The 21,093-nt window shown below is 38.2% G+C and carries 17 protein-coding genes and 1 tRNA gene; 15 read left to right on the top strand and 3 right to left on the bottom strand.

The window, feature by feature from the left end; translation table 11 throughout:
* Positions 1-30 precede the first annotated feature (30 nt).
* The 4 genes from ABDZ97_RS00255 (at position 31) to ABDZ97_RS00240 (ending at position 1,688) form a co-directional block, all read left to right on the top strand.
* Positions 31-104: transfer RNA gene (locus ABDZ97_RS00255), tRNA-Met, on the top strand.
* A 97-nt stretch (positions 105-201) separates the two neighbouring features.
* A complete protein-coding gene (trmB, locus tag ABDZ97_RS00250) occupies positions 202-882 on the top strand; it encodes a tRNA (guanosine(46)-N7)-methyltransferase TrmB (protein WP_343783870.1) in 681 nt (226 codons plus the stop codon).
* Between the two features lie 36 nt (positions 883-918).
* Entirely contained in the window at positions 919-1,335 is a 417-nt protein-coding gene (locus tag ABDZ97_RS00245) for a hypothetical protein (protein ID WP_343783868.1), read from the top strand.
* 5 nt (positions 1,336-1,340) lie between these two features.
* A complete protein-coding gene (locus ABDZ97_RS00240) occupies positions 1,341-1,688 on the top strand; it encodes an MGMT family protein (RefSeq protein WP_343783866.1) in 348 nt (115 codons plus the stop codon).
* Between the two features lies 1 nt (position 1,689).
* On the opposite strand, the gene ABDZ97_RS00235 is transcribed toward ABDZ97_RS00240, so the two are convergent.
* Positions 1,690-2,430 (bottom strand): RDD family protein, encoded by a 741-nt coding sequence (locus ABDZ97_RS00235; RefSeq protein WP_343783864.1) that lies wholly within the window; start codon positions 2,428-2,430, stop codon positions 1,690-1,692.
* Positions 2,431-2,450: 20 nt separating this feature from the next.
* Between ABDZ97_RS00235 and ABDZ97_RS00230 the strand changes: the two genes are divergently transcribed.
* From ABDZ97_RS00230 to ABDZ97_RS00200, 7 genes are all read left to right on the top strand, one after another.
* Positions 2,451-3,440: a stage II sporulation protein M gene (locus ABDZ97_RS00230; RefSeq protein ID WP_343783862.1), complete on the top strand. Its 990-nt coding sequence runs from the start codon at positions 2,451-2,453 to the stop codon at positions 3,438-3,440.
* Positions 3,412-4,371 carry a hypothetical protein gene (locus ABDZ97_RS00225; protein ID WP_343783860.1) on the top strand — a complete coding sequence of 320 codons (960 nt, stop codon included), beginning with the start codon at positions 3,412-3,414 and terminating at the stop codon, positions 4,369-4,371. Before ABDZ97_RS00230 ends, ABDZ97_RS00225 begins: the two co-directional genes overlap by 29 nt.
* Entirely contained in the window at positions 4,358-5,107 is a 750-nt protein-coding gene (locus tag ABDZ97_RS00220) for a hypothetical protein (protein ID WP_343783858.1), read from the top strand. The genes ABDZ97_RS00225 and ABDZ97_RS00220 overlap by 14 nt, the downstream gene beginning before the upstream one ends.
* Positions 5,100-6,293 (top strand): DUF4350 domain-containing protein, encoded by a 1,194-nt coding sequence (locus tag ABDZ97_RS00215; RefSeq protein WP_343783856.1) that lies wholly within the window; start codon positions 5,100-5,102, stop codon positions 6,291-6,293. Before ABDZ97_RS00220 ends, ABDZ97_RS00215 begins: the two co-directional genes overlap by 8 nt.
* A gap of 5 nt (positions 6,294-6,298) precedes the next feature.
* Positions 6,299-7,303, top strand: coding sequence for an AAA family ATPase (locus ABDZ97_RS00210; RefSeq protein WP_343783854.1), 1,005 nt, complete (start codon positions 6,299-6,301; stop codon positions 7,301-7,303).
* Positions 7,304-7,308: 5 nt separating this feature from the next.
* A complete protein-coding gene (locus tag ABDZ97_RS00205) occupies positions 7,309-8,637 on the top strand; it encodes a DUF58 domain-containing protein (RefSeq protein WP_343783852.1) in 1,329 nt (442 codons plus the stop codon).
* A 61-nt stretch (positions 8,638-8,698) separates the two neighbouring features.
* Positions 8,699-9,127: an RrF2 family transcriptional regulator gene (locus ABDZ97_RS00200; RefSeq protein ID WP_343783850.1), complete on the top strand. Its 429-nt coding sequence runs from the start codon at positions 8,699-8,701 to the stop codon at positions 9,125-9,127.
* 4 nt (positions 9,128-9,131) lie between these two features.
* On the opposite strand, the gene ABDZ97_RS00195 is transcribed toward ABDZ97_RS00200, so the two are convergent.
* Positions 9,132-10,277, bottom strand: coding sequence for an MFS transporter (locus ABDZ97_RS00195; protein ID WP_486389563.1), 1,146 nt, complete (start codon positions 10,275-10,277; stop codon positions 9,132-9,134).
* A 291-nt stretch (positions 10,278-10,568) separates the two neighbouring features.
* Here ABDZ97_RS00195 and ABDZ97_RS00190 point away from each other — a divergent pair, with 291 nt between their 5' ends.
* The 4 genes from ABDZ97_RS00190 to ABDZ97_RS00175 all read left to right on the top strand — a co-directional run bounded on the left by ABDZ97_RS00190 (position 10,569) and on the right by ABDZ97_RS00175 (position 19,723).
* On the top strand, positions 10,569-12,950 hold the full coding sequence (locus ABDZ97_RS00190; protein WP_343783848.1) for a T9SS type A sorting domain-containing protein: 2,382 nt from the start codon (positions 10,569-10,571) through the stop codon (positions 12,948-12,950).
* 125 nt (positions 12,951-13,075) lie between these two features.
* The gene (locus ABDZ97_RS00185; RefSeq protein ID WP_343783846.1) at positions 13,076-15,163 is read left to right on the top strand and encodes a T9SS type A sorting domain-containing protein; all 2,088 of its coding nucleotides are present in this window, start codon (positions 13,076-13,078) and stop codon (positions 15,161-15,163) included.
* 183 nt (positions 15,164-15,346) lie between these two features.
* Complete coding sequence (locus ABDZ97_RS00180; protein ID WP_343783844.1) at positions 15,347-18,583, top strand: LodA/GoxA family CTQ-dependent oxidase; 3,237 nt, start codon at positions 15,347-15,349, stop codon at positions 18,581-18,583.
* Complete coding sequence (locus tag ABDZ97_RS00175; protein WP_343783842.1) at positions 18,584-19,723, top strand: NAD(P)/FAD-dependent oxidoreductase; 1,140 nt, start codon at positions 18,584-18,586, stop codon at positions 19,721-19,723.
* Here ABDZ97_RS00175 and ABDZ97_RS00170 read toward each other — a convergent pair.
* Positions 19,720-21,060, bottom strand: a complete 1,341-nt coding sequence (locus ABDZ97_RS00170) for an FAD-dependent oxidoreductase (protein ID WP_343783840.1) — start codon at positions 21,058-21,060, stop codon at positions 19,720-19,722. The two genes, ABDZ97_RS00175 and ABDZ97_RS00170, sit on opposite strands and share 4 nt — an antisense overlap.
* Between the last annotated feature and the right edge of the window lie 33 nt (positions 21,061-21,093).

Below are 21,093 nucleotides of genomic sequence, written 5' to 3'. Positions count from 1 at the left end.
CTGTTATATTTGCACCCGCAAAACGATTGAGGCGCGGTAGCTCAGTTGGTTAGAGCGCAGGATTCATAACCCTGAGGTCGGGAGTTCAAATCTCCCCCGCGCCACGAAAAGGAAGCTAATTAGCTTCCTTTTTTCATTTACGGATAAAAGTTTAAACAGTTAATTTTCCCTACTTTTGTTCCTTCAATATTCATAAAGATTATGGCAAAACGTAAACTGGAACGCTTCGCGGCAATGAAAACCTTTGATCATGTTGTCGAACCTACAATGGAAGATATCAAGTCGGGAAATTTTCATTTAAAAGGGAAGTGGAGAAGTGAGTTTTTTAAAAATGAAAATCCTATCGTACTTGAGTTGGGGTGTGGTAAAGGGGAGTATGCGGTTGGGTTGGCCAAACGTTACCCGAATAAAAATTACATAGGAGTTGATATAAAGGGGGCGCGTATGTTTATAGGCGCCAGAGAAGCATTGAATGCTAACATGCAGAATGTGGGATTCCTCCGGACGCGTATTGATTTTATTGATGCTTTTTTTGCAGAGAATGAAATTGATGAAATCTGGTTGACATTTTCTGATCCGCAACCGGCTAAACCTCGTAAAAGACTTACTTCGGAATTGTTTATAAATCGGTATAGAAAGTTTTTAAAACCCGGAGGAATAGTTCATGTGAAGACGGATAGTGATATTTTATTTGAATTTACAGAAGAAGAGATACAAGAAAAAAAATATACGCCTATCCAATCTACATGGGATTTGTATGGAGAACTGATTGAAAATCTGGATGAAGAAACCCGCGAAATTCTGGATATTAAAACACATTACGAAACTCTGTTTTCTGCTAAAGGGTTCAAAATTAAGTATAGTAAGTTTTTGATTCATTAATTTTATTCTTTTTAAGAAGAAGGATTATCATCATAAATGTCTGGAGTAAGGGAGTTTTTGAAGTCTTTAAGCGATAGGGAGTTGGCTTTTTTAATTAAGTTTAAGTACTCTGGGTATTTAAATAATTCTAAGAAACTTATTTTAGAAGAGGTGGATGAAAGAGGGTTATCCAATTTAGCTTTAAGTAAATTGGTAAAAGATTCGCCTTTTGGTGGTGATGTGTCCTCTCTGAATCAGTGTATGAGGTGTGGTAGCTTTAAGTTGAGTACAGTTAGTGAATTAAAGAAGTTTACGGGGAGAATGGAAGCTATAGGCTATATTTTTTCTGGAAAATCGGGTAAGGTAGAAAAAACAGAATGCTTGGTGTGTGGTTATGTTCTGAGTGATCCTAACAGAGATCGTGAAGTAAAATTCGATTGGGTAGAAAGAGTATTTAGAAGAAAAAAGAAGTGATTACTATGCTTTCTATTAACGACAAACACATAGATTTTTTTCAATCAGTATATGATGTGGTGCGTTTAATTCCTGAAGGTCGTGTTACGAGTTATGGCGCAATAGCACGTTACCTGGGGGCTCCACGTTCCAGTCGGATGGTGGGCTGGGCAATGAATGCTGCTCATACACAGTCTGGAGTTCCGGCACAACGGGTGGTGAACAGAAATGGACTGCTTACAGGGAAGGCTCATTTTTCTACACCAACTCAAATGGAGGAATTATTGGAAGCAGAAGGTATTCAGGTGAAAGATGATCGTATTGTAAACTTTAAGGAGATATTCTGGGATCCTTCTATTGAGCTTGAACTGTAAATTACATTTCCTGTGTGAAAAAAGTATAATCTTTCAGAACCGTCTTTACGAAGTCAACATCTTTTTGTTTTGTTTCCTGTATTTCCGTGACATCTTTGATCTTTTGCGCAAGTTTAGAAACGGTTTTGTAATCCTTAGATCGTACCGAAGCAAGGAAGGACTCTTTTATAATCCGAATATCATTATCTGATAGCCTGATAACAGAGGGATAAAGTGGTTTATAATCCTCCTGTAGCTTTAAAAGTATGGTTTGATTGATCGAAACATCCTGTTTTAACGTAATAACAGCTGTTCCGGCTGCCAAATCGCCAAAACGTTGGTTTTTAGGATTGAAAATGATAGTCAGCAAGCCGATTATACCATTACCGATAGTAGTATCTATAGTTCTGAATAGCCATCGAACCAGATACTCAGCAAAACCGGCATTAAATCCATCGATTTTTATAACACGAATTTTCAGAATTCTTTTTCCGGGGGTCTGACCTTTCCAAATGAATTCAAAGAAAAGTGTATAGAAGATAACAGGAATAGACAAAATGAGTACTATGGCAATGTAGGACCATTGGTCCATCCAGTATAATCGGCTCAGAGAGTTGAATTGATCAAGAATAATAAAAAGTACAATTACATAACACGCTTTGAAAACTAAATCCAAAATTTGAGCCAGTATTCGGGAACCAACAGAAGCTAAAGTGAATTCAACGTTTACATTTTGAGTTGTATTTATTGGTAATTGTGACATTATTTCTATTTTAGCTCCCCATGCGAGAAGTAGCATTCATAAAGCAAAATAAAGAAAAATGGTTAGAAGTTGAACAACTTGTATCCGGAAAAATCTCACGTACACCGGATGAGCTATCTTCGTTGTATGTAGAGATTTTGAATGATCTGGCATATTCGCAAACATATTACCCCAAAAGTAAGACAACTAAATATGTCAATTACCTGGCTTCGGGAATATACCAGAAGGTGTATGGAAGTAAGCGGGAGGATTCGAACAGACTGGTTCAGTTTTTCAAGGTAGAAGTACCTGTTATCGCTTATAATTACAGAAAGTATATTTATTTTTCTTTTGCTTTGTTTGCCGTATTGGTTTCAATCGGAGTTCTTTCAGCCGCTTACGATCAGAGTTTTGTACGTTTGATTCTTGGTGATAGTTATGTAAACATGACGTTGGAAAACATAGCGGACGGTAATCCGGTTGCCGTGTATAAGTCAGGAAGTGACTGGGGAAGTTTTATCGGTATTACATTTAACAACCTTAGGGTGGGGGTACTCGCTTATTTCTGGGGGATTTTTCTGGGAGTAGGTACCTTCTATATTTATTTGAATAACTGTATTATGATAGGGTCTTTTCAGTTCTTCTTCTATCAACAGGGAGTGTTTTGGGAAAGTGTTCGCGGAATATGGATTCACGGATCTATGGAGATTTTTGCAATCGTAATTGAAGCTGCTGCAGGTTTTGCTCTTGGTGCCAGCATATTATTCCCGCAAACCTATTCTCGATTAAATTCATTCAAAATAGGATTTAAAAATACGTTTAAATTGTTTTTGAGTACCATGCCTTTTACCATCGCTGCAGGATTCTTGGAAGGATATATAACGAGATATGCTATGGAAATGCCGATTTTTCTGGCCTTCTTTATTATCCTGTCAACGTTGAGTTTAATTGCTTTCTATTATTTGATCTATCCTTTTATTGTTATACGAAAATTAAAAACAAATGAGCTACCAGCTACTCAAGAAGCGTGACTTTAATGCGCTTATTTCTGACACATTCGGTTTCTTTAAAGCCTATGGGAAATCGTATTTAAAAGGTTTCTTCGTTATTAACGGAATTGTAATCCTGTTGCTATTGGTTACAACATTCTTCTTTTCAAGAGTGTTCATGGATGACGTGCTTAATTCAATGGAAAGAGGGTATAGTAGTAGTCGGGTTCTTGAGCAGAACTTGATCGCTAATGAAAATTTGTACATAGGATTAGTACTACTCATTTTCGTCGTTCTAATAATTCTGACGTTGGTTCTGTACCTGTATCCGGTTGCTTTTTTGAATAAAGTTGCTAAAGGAGAGGAGATTACGAATGATGCTTTGTTTGGATTTATTAAAAGAAAAGTAGGAAAAGCCATTCTTTTCTTTCTGGCTTCTCTGGTTACTTTCGTTCCTATTTTCATTGTTACTTTTTCATTGATCTCTCTTTTAGCAATGGTGCTGATTGGAATTCCACTGCTATTTATTATGACACCAATGATGATTTCATGGGTAATGCTTAGTTTTTATGATTATATCTCAACGGATAACGGCTTTTTGAAATCTGTCGGAGTGGGGTATCATTTTGCGACTAAAAAATTCTGGCCAACTGTCGGTTCTACACTGATCATCTACATGATTATTAATGCGGTAACATCGATTCTTTTCTTTATACCGTATTTAATAACGATAGTGTCTTTTATTGCTTCAGCAGAATCTGCCAGTCAGTCTTCTATGGACATGAGAGATACAGCCTCTACGATGTTCTTTGTTATGACTCTGATTATCATTTTTACAAGCTTAATAAGTATTATTATGCAGAATTTGATGTTGGTGAATCAGGGAGTTATTTATTATTCTAACCTCGAAGAAAGAGACAATATCAGTGTAAACAGTGAAATTGATGCTATCGGATTAAGTGAAGAAGAATAAGCTGTCATATCGTAATCTTTCTTTTTTTGCTCTTGCGGGGTTGTTTTTTCTTCTACCTTTTCTGGTGTTTTCGTCCGGGGAAATTAATAAGGAAGAATTTCCTGTCGCACCTGAAAAAAAACAATTTGAAGAAGGCTTTAATGACCGTTATGCCTCTGATGAATTTAACTATTCCAGAGAAATAGTAGTCAATGATGAGATGTCTTTTTTCGAACGGTTATGGGCACGATTTTGGGAGTGGTTAAGCGAGATCTTGTACACACCTGACGGAGAACCGACAAACTGGAATCTGATATTTAAAATTTTGGCTGTTTTAGCTATTGCAGGACTTGTTTTTCTTATTCTTCGTTCTTTCTTCAGAGATGAGATTTCAGGGATCTTTAAAAGAAAGCGGAAAATTCATGTTTCAGAAGTCATCGCTGAGAATATACAGAAGGTTGATTTTGAGCAACTGGTAGCCAAAGCCATTGAAGCAAAAGATTTCAGATTGGCTGTACGATATTATTATTTGTGGTTGTTAAAACAACTTTCTGCGGGGAACGTAATTATCTGGCATAAGGATAAAACAAACACAGAATACCTGTACGAGATAAAAGATCAGACAACCCGGAATCAATTCGCATATCTGTCCTATATCTATGATTATTGCTGGTATGGAGAGTTCGAATTGGATGCAGAGCAATTCAGAAAAACAGAAGAGCAGTTTAAAAAAGCAGTAAGAACGAAATATGAGTAGGCGTTTATACATATACATAGGCTTTCTGCTGCTAATCGTAATAGGGTTGGTTATTTTTGAAGCTTCGCGACCTAAACCGGTGGACTGGTACCCGTATTACAAAACGGCAAAAAAAACACCGTTCGGGTTGTATGTGTGGAATCAGGAAGTAGATGCTTTATTAGATGAGTCTGAAGTTATCCGATTTTCAGAGACGCCGTATAATTTTTTTATAGACAAGTTCGATACTGAGGAGTTGAACTACTCGGTAAAGGGGACATTCTTGTATATTTCAAGAGATTTTTCGCTTGATAACTATTCCCAGCAAGAAATTCTTGATTTTGCTTCTTTCGGAAATACCGTCTTTTTGAGTTGTTCTGATTTTCCGTATGATTTTTTGGAAGATTTAGAGGTAGAGTTGGAGTCTGGAGCCTGGATAGGGGATACAATGAAGCTATTACTCCCGGGAAGTACGGATAATGAGTTTGAACTTCCTGTCTGGCACGAGAATCAATATTTTTCTTTGCCGGATAGTTCTGATCAAATCAAATTGGGGTTGCGTTATTCGGATACAGATGAATTAGGAGTCAATTTTATCCGGCTTCCGTATGGAGATGGAACAGTATTCTTGCATCTGAACCCGGAAGTTTTTTCTAACTATTTTCTTCTGGAAAAGGAAAAAAGAGAATATACCGAATATCTGGCAGGATATATCAATGAAAAAACGGTCTTTTTCTACTCCAATGGAAACTTGTCCAATGAAAACCTGGGGAATACCCCATTGCGTTTCATTATGTCGAAGCGCTCGTTGAAATGGGCGTGGTTATTACTTTTGATAACGGGAGTTTTATTTATGATTTTCAGGGCAAAGCGAAGACAGCGAGTAATACCTGTGAAAATACCACATGCGAATACCACGCTTCAGTTTGTGCGAACGGTTGCTGATTTACATTACAGGGAAAAGGATTACTATACAATAATGGATAAACGAATCATGTTTTTCCTTGAAAAGATGAGAAAAGATCACAGGATAGATACTCGTGAGATAGACGATCGTTTTAGGGATAAGCTTCTTCAGGTTTTAGGAGCAGCTGAAAAAGATGTGAACCAGTTATATGAAATCATTAAGCATCACTATAACCGAACAACAGCGACGGAATATGATGTTATTGGTTTGAATAAGTTACTTGAAAAAATGAATCTATAACAGTTATGGAAGAAAATAAAGAGTTGGAAGAAAACGGAGGGGTAAACTTCGAGTCGCGTATCAACCTTGAACCTTTAAAGGTTGCTGTCGATGCTGTACGGAATGAGATCGGAAAGGTGATTGTCGGACAGGATAAAATGATCGATCAGTTACTGGTAGCAATTCTTGCAAACGGACATGTTCTCATTGAAGGTGCACCCGGTGTTGCGAAAACAGTTACAGCCAAGTTACTTGCAAGAACATTATCTCTGAATTTTAGCCGGATTCAGTTTACACCGGATTTAATGCCTTCAGACATTATTGGAACATCTGTGTTTGATGTGTCTAAGTCTGCTTTTGAATTCAAAAGAGGACCGGTGTTTGCTAATTTTGTACTGATTGATGAGATTAACCGTGCTCCGGCAAAAACACAAGCTGCTTTGTTTGAGGTAATGGAAGAACGTCAGATTACTGCGGACGGAACTACGTATTTGATGGATCCACCTTTTCTGGTTATTGCTACGCAAAACCCGATTGAACAGGAAGGTACTTATCGTTTACCCGAAGCTCAACTTGATCGTTTTCTGTTTAAAATCAATGTTGGGTATCCATCTTTGGAAGAAGAGGTTAATATTCTTGTGAAAGAAAACAAGCTTGAGAACAAGGATAAGATGGAAGGGATCAATACGGTTATTGCGCAAAAAGAATTAGTAGGATATCAGGAATTGGTGAAAAAGATTAAGATCGAAGAGCACCTGTTTGAATACATAGCGAGATTAGTTATGCAAACACGGGAACATCAGTTTTTATATTTGGGAGGATCACCGAGAGCTTCCATCGCTCTTTTGAATGCAGCGAAAGGATTTGCAGCTATTCGCGGACGTGATTTTGTTACACCTGATGATATAAAAGATGCTGCTGTACCGGTTCTGCAACACAGAATCATCGTTTCTCCGGAACGAGAAATGGAGGGATTGACTGCTTCTCAGGTTATCGGACAGATTGTTGATAGTGTTGAAATTCCCCGTTAAGTAACATGAAAGTAGCGAAGGCACTCTATATAAACTCATTGTTTTTCTATTCCTTGTTGGGAATTGTAGCTTTGTTCATTGTGTCTTTTTTCTTTGGATGGTTATTTGTCGTTGCGGAACTATGTCTTGTAGCGTTACTAACAGCTACATTAATAGACAGTGTGATCCTGTTTATGAAAAACGGAATCACGGGAGAGCGCATTGCTGCGGATCGATTGTCAAATGGAGATCAAAATGAGATCCTGATAAAACTAAGAAGTAATTATTCGTTTACAACACGTATTGAAGTTGTAGATGAAATCCCGGTGCAATTTCAGATACGTGACTTTTCGGTAATTCGGACAATAAAGTCCGGACAGAGTGATGAATTTGTTTATTTTCTTCGCCCTGTAGAAAGAGGTGAGTATCAGTTTGGAGCTTTAAATTGCTATGTGAGTTCAGCTATTGGTTTGGTTGCAAAACGGTATCGTTTTGATTCAGATAAAATGGTCCCTGTCTACCCTTCATACATCCAGTTACGAAAATATGGGCTGGTAGCATTTAATGATAAATTTAAGCATTTCGGATTGCGAAAGATCCGAAGAATAGGTCATACAACTGAATTTGAACAGATCAAAGAATATGTCAGAGGAGATGATATCCGTACGATAAACTGGAAAGCAACGGCCAAACGGAATGAATTGATGGTGAATCAATACCAGGACGAGAAAGCACAGGAAATCTATCTGGTTATTGACAAGGGACGTCAGATGAAAATGCCTTTTAACGGGATGACATTACTGGACTATGCAATAAATTCTACATTAGTACTGGCAAATGTAATTATCAATAAAAGTGATAAGGCCGGGATGTTTACTTTTTCCAGAAAAGTAGAAAATATCATTGCAGCGGACAGAAGAAAGACGCAAATGCAGTTGATTACAGAAAATCTGTATTCCATCCAGACGGATTTTAAAGAAAGTGATTTTAGTCGATTATATGTAGATGTCAAACGAACAGTCAGACAGCGAAGTTTATTGATGTTATTCACAAATTTTGATACAATAGAAAGTATGAAAAGACAATTGCCTTATCTGAAAGGAATGGCAAAAAGTCATTTACTGGTTATTGTTTTTTTTAGAAATACCGAACTGGATCACATCATTGAACGAAAATCTTCTGATTTGTTTGAGGTTTTTGAAAAAGTCACTGCTGAGAAATATGAGTTTGAGAAACGCTTAATTGTGAACGAACTCAGGAAACATGGTATTTATTCCGTTTTGACAGAGCCTGAAAACCTGACAATGGAAACGATAAATAAATACCTTGAAATAAAAGCCAGAGGCTTACTCTGACGAATTACAATTTTGTTAAAATTCATACCTTTGGTTAACCAAAGAATTTACTGATCAAACGATGCTTTCAAAGAAGTCTAAGTACGCCATAAAAGCCCTTGTAAGGTTAGCCAGAAATGAGAAATCACAGAAACCATTGCGTATTTCTGAGATCTCTGAAAAAGAAGGAATTCCCCGCAAATTTCTGGAAGCAATTTTAGTTGAACTAAGAAATAATGGATTGGTTCGATCTAAATTGGGGGCATCTGGTGGATACTATCTGGCAAAACCTTCGGAAGACATTGAACTCAGTCAGATTATACGTATTTCAGGAGGGCCTATTGCCATGCTTCCTTGTGTGAGTCTTAACTTTTACGAAAGATGTGAAGAATGTATAGATGAAGAAACCTGTGGACTTAGAGACGTGATGCTCGAGGTGCGGGACGCTACATTATCTATTTTATCAGAAACTTCTCTTGCTGATTATATTCGACGGGAAGACAAAGAATAATCGTTTAATATTTACTTCTAATTGTCTGAAGGTAACCAAGGGCAAGGATACACATGATAGCACCTACATATAGACAGGTCTGAAGGGTTTCCAGATTATTTGTATAGAAAACCAGTGTAGATAATGCACCGGACATAATTCCCATTTCAAGTGCAATAAACATTGTTCCGGTACCTCGTCCTTTATTGGAGGGATTGCTGAGATCTGCTGTCCATGCAAACAGAGTAGGGCTGGTGATTCCTGTAGCAATACCAAATACTGTAGCGGCAATAATGAAGAGAACCAGATTTCCGGCAAAAGCAAGTAAAATAATTGCTCCTAACAGAATAAGCATACCATAAAACAAGGTTTGCCTTCGTCCGATACGGTCAGATAGTTTCCCCATAAATGTTCGCACCATAATCGTAGATGCAACATAAAAAATAAAGAAGAGACCTTTGTTTCCTATTCCCAGGTATCCTGATAAATCCGGCATTAATACAAGGATCAAACCACTACAATAAGAAGAAAGAAACATCGTAATGGCAACAGGTGTGACTAAAGGATCAAAAATCTCATTTTTCTTAACCAAAAGCATTTTTCTTTTAAACCGCTCTTTTTCTGAAAGTGTTTCTTCTACTCGGAGTAAAAGAACAGCACTAATAACCCCTATGCCGGCTGCTGATAAGAAGAGTCCGTTCATTCCCAGCCAGTTTGCTACGGGAGTCCCAAGTGATTGTCCCAGTCCCATACCCAGTGACATTGACGTGCCGAATACTCCCATTCCTTCCCCTCGTCGATTCTCCGGGAGAATATCTGAAACCATCGCTGTAGCTCCTGTTGGGTGAAATCCTGTAGAGAAACCGTGAAAGAAGCGAAGCAGAAGGAATAGCCAGATTACAGAAACAAAAGGATATACAAAGTTAGATAGAATACTGACAAGTAAACCTACATACATAACTTGCTTTCGTCCGATCTTGTCGGCTAATTTGCCTGAGAAAGGACGAGCTAATCCTGCTGCAAGGGTGAACAGTGCAATGATGTATCCTTTATAATCTTCTCCGCCAAGTTGTGTCAGGAAATTATTCAGCTCAGGCATTATCAGGTTAAAACTAACCATGAAGAAAAACATGGAAAAACTAAGAGCCCAAAAATTGGATGAATACCCCACGCAAATTTTTTTGCAAAGGTACAGATAGTTTGTCGTTAACCTAATGGATAAAAATAGAAATCGACTGGTGAAGTAAAAAGATCGACCATTGTAGCGGGATCAGGTGGTGAATGGTGCATGAGGTGCCAGTTGTGTAATATAAGTTGTTCAAAATCTGGTGTTTATTTTTTTAGCTCGAAAAAAAAGTTTAAATTGCTTCTGTTTGAGATAAACGTGTTCGACCTACAGAAGAATGCACCTTGTATTTTTTATTAAACCTGCCTGTAGATATACAGGCTCAAATTTTTTACTATGAAATATATAATAACAAACCGAAAAGGAGGCTTTTTGGGGTTCTTATTCACCGGAGTGATGTTAATTATCTCCGGCGAGTTATTGGCACAACCTACAGTCAATGTGCCTGCTGTATGTAATGTTGTTGTTGCCGGTGTCGGCGGTACAACGGGTTTTGGAGGAGTGGTTGGAAATGGTGGTATTGTAACCATGCCTGATCCATATATTGGAGGGACATTTACTATTAATCCTAATGGAAATACGACTAATGGTTGGTATCTTTTGGGAGATTTGTCAATAGCACCTAATGTGAATCCTTATGGAGACCCTATTGTATCAGCTATTGGAGGATCAGCTGATATAATGTCTTACAACAAAGATGTAAGACAATCTGAACAATCGGTAAATCCAAATTTAGCAAGGAGTATCGGGCAAGTACGGATCCCATACGATGATACACTGAATGGATGTTCAAATAGTATTTATTTTAAAGTTTACAAAGTTTACAGTAATCCAATTCCGAATATTGTAGGGCCTGATTGCTGGTTAACAGATTCAACTTATACCTACTCTGTAGATCAAATAGCTAGTGATAATTTACCCGATGGAATAGGACTGGATAGTTATTACTGGACAATTACAGATAGTAACGGAGATACAATTGTAAATCAGGTCTATACTTCTGCTGATAAAAGCTCGGTGACGATTGTTGCTCCCGGAACATTAAATGCTCCTTACACCATTCAATGTTGTTTTGGGAGAGCGAACCCATGGGATGGAGATGTTTCCGGAGCCATGCATACAACCTGTATTACCACAGTAGTGGGAGCTAGTCCTTCTCCTCCTGTATTGAGTTCTCCGGGCTGCTTGGACGTGACTGCAACATCATTCGCAGTTGGAGTTACTCCTTATGTTCCCGGATATACTTATGAATGGTCGTCCAATAATCCACAATGGTTGATTACTCCGAATGCAGGAGGAGCAACGGTTTCAGGAATTGGTTATAACGGAGGTATCTTATCTCTGGAAGTGAAAAATGGAGGATGTAGTTCTGTAACTGTTACAGATACTATTAGAAGAAGTTTCTCAACACCATTGGTATCTATTGTCGGAGATACATGTGTAAATGATAGTACAACTCATAATTATCAAATCTATCCTGTAGGAGTTCAAGGGAATCAAACTTGTTGGAATCTACCAGCGGGTTGGACAGCTAATGCGCTAAATAACACAGAATCGAATTTGGATATTACCATTCCAAACGGAACTCCGGGAGGAGTGTATACACTTGAGGCGTATTCATGCGAATGCCCCAGTGATACGATACAGTTTACAGTGCGTGTACGACCTGATGATCCAACAATTGTTGCAGGAAGTACATGTATTAATCATGGTGCCACGGGTAATCTGACCTATACGGTAAGCCCTCCGGGGAATTATCAATGGACCCTGCCTCCCGGATGGACAGGTAGCAGTTCTACAGAAACAATTGTTGTTACGCCAAGTGGAGTAACCATAGGAGCTATTACGGCTACAGGTGTTGATACTTCTGGTATGGGGTGTAACAGTGTGAATTCGGCAATTTGGAATATCAATTTCAATCCTGTAGATCCGGATACGGCTACAGTTGGATGTTTTAATGTGGGAATAGACGGTACTACATCTGTGGTAATTAACAATGCTCCGTCACCATTTACCGGAACCTATACTGTCAGTTCAACTCCTTCTGATTTGTTGTTGAGCTATAGTGTTAATCCTTCTACAGGACAAATTACGTTAAATACATCAGGAGCTGCAAGTTCTACGAATTATACGTTACATATAGCTCATCAGACTCCCTGTGGGACAAGTAGCACACTAAATGTACCTGTTTCACTGGGGTCAGGTTCAAGTTTATTGCTCGTTCCGCTTCCATCAAGTGATCTGTATTATATAAACCCTGCGGTTCCCGGAGCGTCAAGCTATACCTGGTTCCTGGACGGTGTACAAAATGCAAATACAGCTCCTACGTTAAGTCTTTATGGAACATCTACACCTCCGGATAGTGTATGTGTACGAGTAATGGATACGAATGGTTGTACAACCAATTTGTGTACAGGAGGAGGCTCATATAGTGCCATGATATTGGGAGGAAATAACGATATAGGAATTACTTCGAATGACAAAATTCGACTATATCCAAATCCGAATAGTGGACAGTTTTCCATAGAGATAGGAAAAAGAATAGAACAGTCAGCCGATTTTCAAATTATTGATATGAAGGGGGCTGTCGTTGCTCAGGGAAGTCTGAAACAAGGAACGAACCAGATATCAGAAAAACGCATACAGGAAGGAACCTATGTAATCTTAATTACTGTTGATAACCGAACGTATGCAGAAAAGGTGCAGGTCCTGAAATAATGACCTACTTGAACACGTGATCGAAGACAAAATTGACTATCGCTGCTGCTTAATTGGAGTAGCGATAGTTTTTAATTTGGTAAAATAGTGTGAAAAATGTAAATTTAAATTCTCAAACTAATACAATGAAAAAGAACTACTACATATTCTTGTTTTTTGCAATGCTTGTTGTTTTGACAATAAAAGGTGCAAAGGCTCAGGGTACACCTGATTTTGCATGGGCAAAAAAAATAGGCAATTCTGGAGCATCGAATGTAGGTCTTTTAACAAATGATAGTGAGGGTAATATATATGTATTAGGCGTTTTAAACCAAACCTCTTTGACTATAAATGGAACTACAGTAAGTGCTGGGGCTAATGGTAAATGTATTATGATTAAATATGATTCTAATGGCAATGGCGTTTGGATCAAAGAAATACCATTTGTCTTTCTAACGTATGCTAACACTAATCCAAATAAGTTCTTTTATCATAAAGGCAGATTATACTTATTTACGTGTTTTAGAGAACAAAATATTATAGTGGATGGGATTGCATTTCCTCCTCACCAGTCAGGTTCTGTTGGTGCTGGAGATCTGGTTCTGATACAGATGGATGCTCAGGATGGAACCGCTCAGTGGATACGTACAATTGCTCGTCCTAATAGTTTTGTAACAATTCCCCCTGACAATTTTGAAATTTATTTTGATCAACAGGATAATATACATACGATAGCAACCTTTACACCTACATTGGTTTTTGATAATGGAGATACAATAAATACAGATAATGAACAAGGTGTAGATGCATTCCGAGCTGTATATGATACATTAGGAAATCTCCAAACCATTCAGCGTTTAGGTGTAATTAGTAACGGTATTGATGATTTTGGTTATGAATTTTTTGGGATGGATCGTCAAAGTAATCTATACAGATATACAAGAATAGAACATGTTCTGACTAAATATAATGAGTTGGGAGAAGTTTTGTGGACAAAAGATTTAGGAGTTGTGACTTTAGGAACAGTTGATGTTTCAGGAATGAGTATTGATCCCTGGGGAAACATTTTTTTGGCTGGATCATTTTATGGAGGATCATTTACTATTGATGGAACAACAATAACGAGTTATGGTAATTCTAACAATAAAGATGCTTTTATAGTAAAATTAAACGCCTCAAATGGGGATCTCAATTGGATTGATAGGTATGAGTATGCACAATGCGATTATTATTCGCAGATAGAGGTTGATGAAATAGGAAATGTGTATGTGATTGGTGGGCATCAAGCATGTTTAGGAGGAGATGTATATTGTTTGTTTATAAAGTATAACAATGAAGGGACAAAAATTTGGGAAGAAATCATAGAAACCGGACCACCGCCTTCTTCAGGAGCTCCTGCTGCATGGGTTTTGGGAAGAAATATCAGGTTGGCAAGAGAAGGGGGGAATATCATTGTTTCAGGGAGTTTTAAGGAACGTATCGTGTTTGATAACTCCACTTCATTTACAGATGGTACTGGTAATTATAGAGGTTTTATTGCCCAATATGGATTGTGTAATACGCCCGAACCAACTGTGGTTGCTTCTCAGGTGGAATTTTGTCAGGGAGATAGTGCAATGTTAAATGTTACAACAACGCCAGGATATGATTATTTGTGGAGCAACGGAGATACTACCAATACAACCATTTACGTCAATTCATCGGGTAATTACTCTGTGGTTGCCATACAAGATGAAGAATGTTATGCCAGATCACAAGAATTTTATATTACAGAGAACCCATTGCCTGATACAACTGTCGTTTTACAAGCAGCAACATTAACAGCAATTTCTGGAAATACCTATCAATGGATTGATTGTGATAACGGAAATACTCCTATTGAGGGAGCTGTAACTGCAGTTTTTTCTCCTGAAGAGAACGGGACGTATGCAGTGATTGTGACAACCAATGAGGGCTGTACGGATACTTCATCTTGTTATAGTATAACAACATTGGATCTAATGGATTCGGAGGAGATAAAGAACATTTCAATATATCCGAATCCGACTAGTGGGCTTGTGACAATTGGTAATGTAACAGGAGAAGTTCATGTCTGTGTTATAGATATGCAAGGGAAAAAAATAATAGAGTCAGATGGTACTACAGTTGACCTTTCTATTCTTTCGTCGGGAATGTACACCATAGAGGTATATACAAAAGAAGGAATTTGGGTGGAAAAAATGATTCGACAGTAGAAATATATACTTGATCTACAGAAGTAAAGCGTTTAAATAAAAACAGGTGTTTTTACTTGCTGAAACAGGTAGAAACCCTCTTCTTTTTTGGAGAATAAAAGGGTTACTTTGATGTTCCTCGATTGCATTTGTAATTGAGTATGGACTAATTTTGAACTACTTATCTTTTTAAACTAAACAACTATGAAAAATGATTCAGTGAATGATTTCCCTTGTTGGAATCCGGATGGTAAAAGATCAATAGAACGGTTAAAGGAAATGTTTGTAGACATTAACCAGAAAAAATTGATTGCAAATGGTAAACCTCCTGCTCCGAGGGCTGTTTTTAGAAAACAACACGGTATAGCAACCGGAAGATTTTCAGTGTTACCTCTCCCGGATGAATTAAAATTTCTCGAAGGACAGGATTTGGGAGTGTTTAATTATGATACATCAAAGGACAACTCGTTTGAATGTATCCTGAGATTTTCCAGTGATATAGCACCTAATCAGGCAGATTTAAATTCTACCATCGGAATAGGGATGAAATTGTTTGGAGAAGAGAGTAATAATGATTTTTTCTCCGCTCCGAATACCGATTTTATTTTCCAGAATATTGATCGATTTTTTGTGAAGGATGCGGATCAGATGTGTCAATTCACAACTGCTTCGATGATAGATAGAGATCTGGATACTTATCTTGAAAAACATCCCGAAACAAAAGTAATTTTGGGAGAAATGAGTCACCCGGAAGGAAGTTGCCTGACAGCGAATTACTGGGCGATAATTCCTTTTAAATTCGGAGATGGATACATGGTGAAGTATCGTCTTCGTCCTGTTAATCCTGAAAGCTCAAACCCTCTTGAGGATAAGAATTACTTGTCCGAAGATCTACATAGCCGATTGTTGAATGGAGATTATCGATTCCATTTTGAAATTCAGGTGAAAGAGTATGATGCAGCTGCAGGAGAGGACTTGCAACATACCTGGAAAGAACCGTTTTACCCTATTGCAGAAGTTGTGTTGCCACAACAGAATACGATGCAGAAAGGGCTTCCTGAATTCGGGAATTATCTGAATTTTAATATTTGGAGAGTTCCTACCCAAAATTTACCATTCGGTACATTAGCGGAAGCGAGACGGGAAGTCTATAAATACAGTGCTGAAACACGCTATAGTGCAAACGGTTGGAATATGAGAGAACCGGAATCTACTCCCTGCCCATACCATGCCAAATCAGAAAATATAGATGACTGTATAGTCAGAGCTGCAATTTATCCGCCTATCGGAATTATGCGAATAGGAAACAGTGATGAGGTATATCCGGGACCATTAGTACCTGATCCAATACCGAATGGAGACGATTTTTACAGGGATAAATACGGGAGATTAAAAAGACAAACTGCAGAGTTTCGTATTTATGGATTAAATGCTAAGGGAGAGGCAGTAAGAGAATTGACCGGAGCAGAAGTAGATGATGTTGAAATTACATGGTCATGTCATCTTGCGAATCAAAAAGCAGCCTGGTACGACTTTAACATTGCTCTTGATATTCCGGAAGCAAAAGAATATCCGGCTTCAAATCCCAGAAATATGAATATAAAGAATAGGGATTCGTTGGTAATTGACGGAGGAGAGAAATCTATTTCCTGTATAGCCGCTGACACGGCAACAAATGATTTACAATACGGAGCAAAACATGTAGAGTCATTTGCGGGTACATTTTTGGATGAAAGTGTGTATTTGGGAGATATGTTTGTGAAACCTGAATCCAACCGATTATATCTTGTAGGAGGAAAGGGGAAATCAGAAAATATAAACGGAGAACCTGCTATCACTTTTGCAAATAATGAAGGATGGTATGATGATGTTTCGGATGGACCCGTTACCGCTACAGTAAGCTACAAAGGTGAAGAGCTTCAGGTTGAGCCTGCCTGGGTGATTTGCGGACCACCGGACTATGCTCCGATGCAGAAGTCAGTTCGTACCATGTGGGACTTAATGCGTGATTTGGCTGTTTCGCAAAAGATGTTGCCTTGTCCGCAGCGTCCATCATTAAAGGATGATATTCTGCCGATTTTTATGCGAATGGCAGATTTGCAATGGGTAAACAGAGGGTTCTCAGAAATGTTTGGTTATCTCGGTCCGTTTAACTTTACAAATGAGGAATGGATAGAGAGGTTGTCGGATCAGTCGATGACTAATTTAGAGTTCAGACGAACACTTTATAACCAGTTCAGACAGTTTGAACTTCCGGGATCACAATCTCCGGCTTTGTGGCCCTGGTTGTACGGTGATGCAATTGAATTACCCCCTCAGGGATCACCAAGACAGCACACAACATTAACTTCTCTACAGCTTCGATTTCTGGAGCAATGGGTTCAGGGAGATTTTGTAAATGATCTGGATGAAAAAGCAGTACATCGTACAATAGATGAGTATCCGGTAAGTAAGCAACCTGATCTGTTAACAAGAGCCGCACTCGATTTTTGTTTAGCGGATGCTTTTCACCCGGGTTGTGAAATGACGTGGCCGGTACGTATGCCAGCTATGTATCGCGGACCATTCAGGTTTGCACACGATAAGAACCAAAAGATAAGCGATCATCTTGATTATGGAGCAACTATTGATTACAGCATTGTTACGGCAGACATAAATCCGTTTGGGGGACAGGTAGCAGGAGGAATAACACGTTGGATGGCTATTCCATGGCAAACGGATACATCCAGTTGCAGGGATGGATATGATACAACCTACGATCCCTATTTACCTACATTCTGGCCGGCACGAGTTCCGAATAATATTCTGGGGTACACACAATACCAGCAGTTAATGGACGAAGAGATACCCGCAGATCAGAAAATGGAAGAATTCAGATATCGGAAGGAGTGGTTGTCCGATCTTCCGGGGCATCCGACACGATATACAGATTACAGAGAGGTTATTAATAAGATGGTCACGAGTTTTGATCGGGTAGGAGTCGTTTTACAGGAAGATTTGGACGTTCCGGAGTTACCGGAGAAAATACAGGTTGCTTACCCTAAAACGCTGGGCCATCTTTGTCAGGCCATTCACGATTTATTTAGAGAACATTTCCGGATTACTATACCTGTTGATAGAATCCGGCCTGTTCTGGAAAATCTCTTGCAGGATGATACGGATAAGATCGGGGATATGATCGACTATATCGTTGGTATTCTTTCGGATAGGAAAAAAGAAGTTCTGTTGAAAAGTGAGACAGTAAGTGAAACAACGAAAAGTTTAAGTGAGAATTGGGTAAAAGCCGATACTAATCTGCAAACAACAATGCTGGGAACGGCGATAACAGAACAGATTATAGAACCGGTGAAACAACTTCCTGAGAAAACATATGTAAAACCAGGGGAGAAAGTGATTACCATACACGAGCGTTTCCGACAGCAACTGAATGCACGAAGATAGATGACGGAGGAAACGGATATTCTTATAATTGGAGGAGGCATAGCCGGATGTATTTCGGCTATGTTTCTTTGTGAAAAATACTCTGTTTGCATTATTGATAAACCGGATCAGCAGGTTGGGGTATGGGGAGAGTCGTTAGTTCCTTCCAGTAAACGAATTTTTAAAGAATTAGGGATTTACAATCAGATTTGTGCTCTTGATACAACCATTTGCACTCCTTCAATAGGAGTGAAGTCGTATTGGGGGAGTGAAAATCCAGTGTATTCCGATGCACTGAGAAACCCGGAAGGAGAAGGTTGGAGTATTGATAAACCTGCTTTCGTGAGAGAGCTGAGGAAGATAACAAATCAATATCCTGTTCAATGGCTGGAGGGGAGGCTCCACAAATTAAATGAAAGAGAAGATTTTTGGGAAGTTTATGTAAGTGGAAATGAGAAACGAAAAATAAGAGCAAAATTTCTGATTGATGCATCGGGTAGAACAAACGTTCTGAGGAAAAAGTTGAATTTGAACAGGGTGAAAAAAGATCAGCAAATTTGTATCAGCGTAACCGTAAAAAAAACAGATGATCGAATGGTTTCAACGATTCTTCCCGAAGCATCTGGTTGGTGGTATTGCAGTCCGCTTCCGGATAAAGACAGAATACTGGTTTCTTTTTATACAGATGCAGATTTACTTGATAAAGCAGCAACGAAAGATACTGCGTTTATTTTACAGAAATTACAATCGAATACGCTTCTTCAGTCACAATTAGAAATTAAGGGAATAATTGATCCTCGCTTTTTAGGAACAAGAGCTGCCGGAACCAATAGGCTGGAAAATATTGGTCGGAAGAATTGGATAGCAATTGGAGATGCAGCTATGTGTTTTGACCCGCTTTCGTCTCAGGGAATGTACAATGCAATGGTGATGGCTGCTCAAACAGCAAAACAAATTTGTTCCATAGATTTCATTTGTGATCCGGAAAGAGAAAAAGTGACCCGGTTTTACACATCCTTTTATGAAAGCTCAGAAAATATTTGGCTACATTACCTAAAACACTATAACCTGTTTTACGCAATGGAAAAACGTTGGGAAAATGAACCGTATTGGGAAAGGAGACAGAGAAAAATTCCCTCTTATTCGAGGGAACAGGTCTAGTCATTTTTTATTTGTTGATAGCGTTGTAAAGCACGCTTTCCGGAAAGAACAGCACTGTTTTGTGTTTCTAATCCTTCTGTCCATCCGCCGGCAAAACAAATTCCAGGAATTGAATCAGTAAGCAAATGAAGCTCATCTAAGCTATTTACAAATGAAGGGGTAATGAGAGGATGATAAAACGTGGTTTCATGAAGAAATAATCCCTTTTCTTTTATCTGTTGTATTTCTTTTTCTGACATCCAACTTTTATAAATTCCTTCCAATCGTGGTGAAATCATAGATAAGTTCATAGTTGATGAAGTCACTTCATTAGTGATATTTGTAAAAATATTAAGAAATGCAGGTTGGGCAAAATATATGTAATTTGCGTCTGAATGAAGGACAATATGTGCTTTAAAATAAGGGAACCGAGAAATTAGTAGTTGACTGATTTTGTCAAAAACAGGATCTTGGCGCAACAATTCGCCTGCTATATCAGCATGCACGGCCATAACAATAAAGTCAACTGATTCCGATTTCTTTTTATTGCCTTCCTGAAAGAGAACTGTATATCTATTTTTTTCTTTGGTTATAGAGTGTACGGGGGAACTGGTTTTTATTATAACACCAGATTGTTCCAGTTTATTTCCGATTGCTTGGATAAGTCCTCCCATACCCTTTGTCATAATACTAAAACTGTTAGACACTTTTGGTTTTCGAAAAGCAAATAAATTAACAATTTCTATTGCTGAAGTTGTTTTTATAGATTGAATATCAGTGCCTAAAGTTGCAGCCAGAAAAGGATAAATAATCTCATTCTTAAAAGAAAGTGAAAACTTTAAAGAGACCACCCAATCATCAATTGTTTTGTCTATCCATTGTTCCGGATTTTTATAAACATTGAAAGCTGCTGTGTTAAATTTTTTTAATCGTAATAGTTTTCCCAGTTTTTCGCCACGTAATTTTTTATCGATGGGAGTAAGTAGTGTAGGAGTTTTATTATCCTCCCTTTTTATAAGAAGAGACCCTTGAACAGATTCGGTTTCGATGGATTCCAAACCAATTACATCGTCGAGGAATTTCAGGTAATTATCCCAGGGACCTTCTGTGAAATATTGAGGACCAATATCCACATTACAAGTAATACCTTTTTTATTTACAATTTCAACTGTCTTGGCATTTCCTCCCAGAAAATCTTCTTTTTCATAAATAGTAATTTGAGCAGAGGGGTCAAACTGATGAATATAGTAGGCACTGGCGACACCTGCTATTCCTCCTCCAACAATAGCTACTTTTGTTTGAGAAAGAATCATTTTACAGGTAAAAACGATAATAAATAGTAGTATAAATTGTTTCATATATAAATATAGTCTGTGAATTTATGGAAATTT

The organism is Wandonia haliotis, from assembly GCF_039523435.1.
In the GTDB taxonomy this organism is placed as follows: Bacteria; Bacteroidota; Bacteroidia; order Flavobacteriales_D; family Crocinitomicaceae; genus Wandonia; species Wandonia haliotis.
This window is presented reverse-complemented; position numbering and strand designations above follow the sequence as displayed.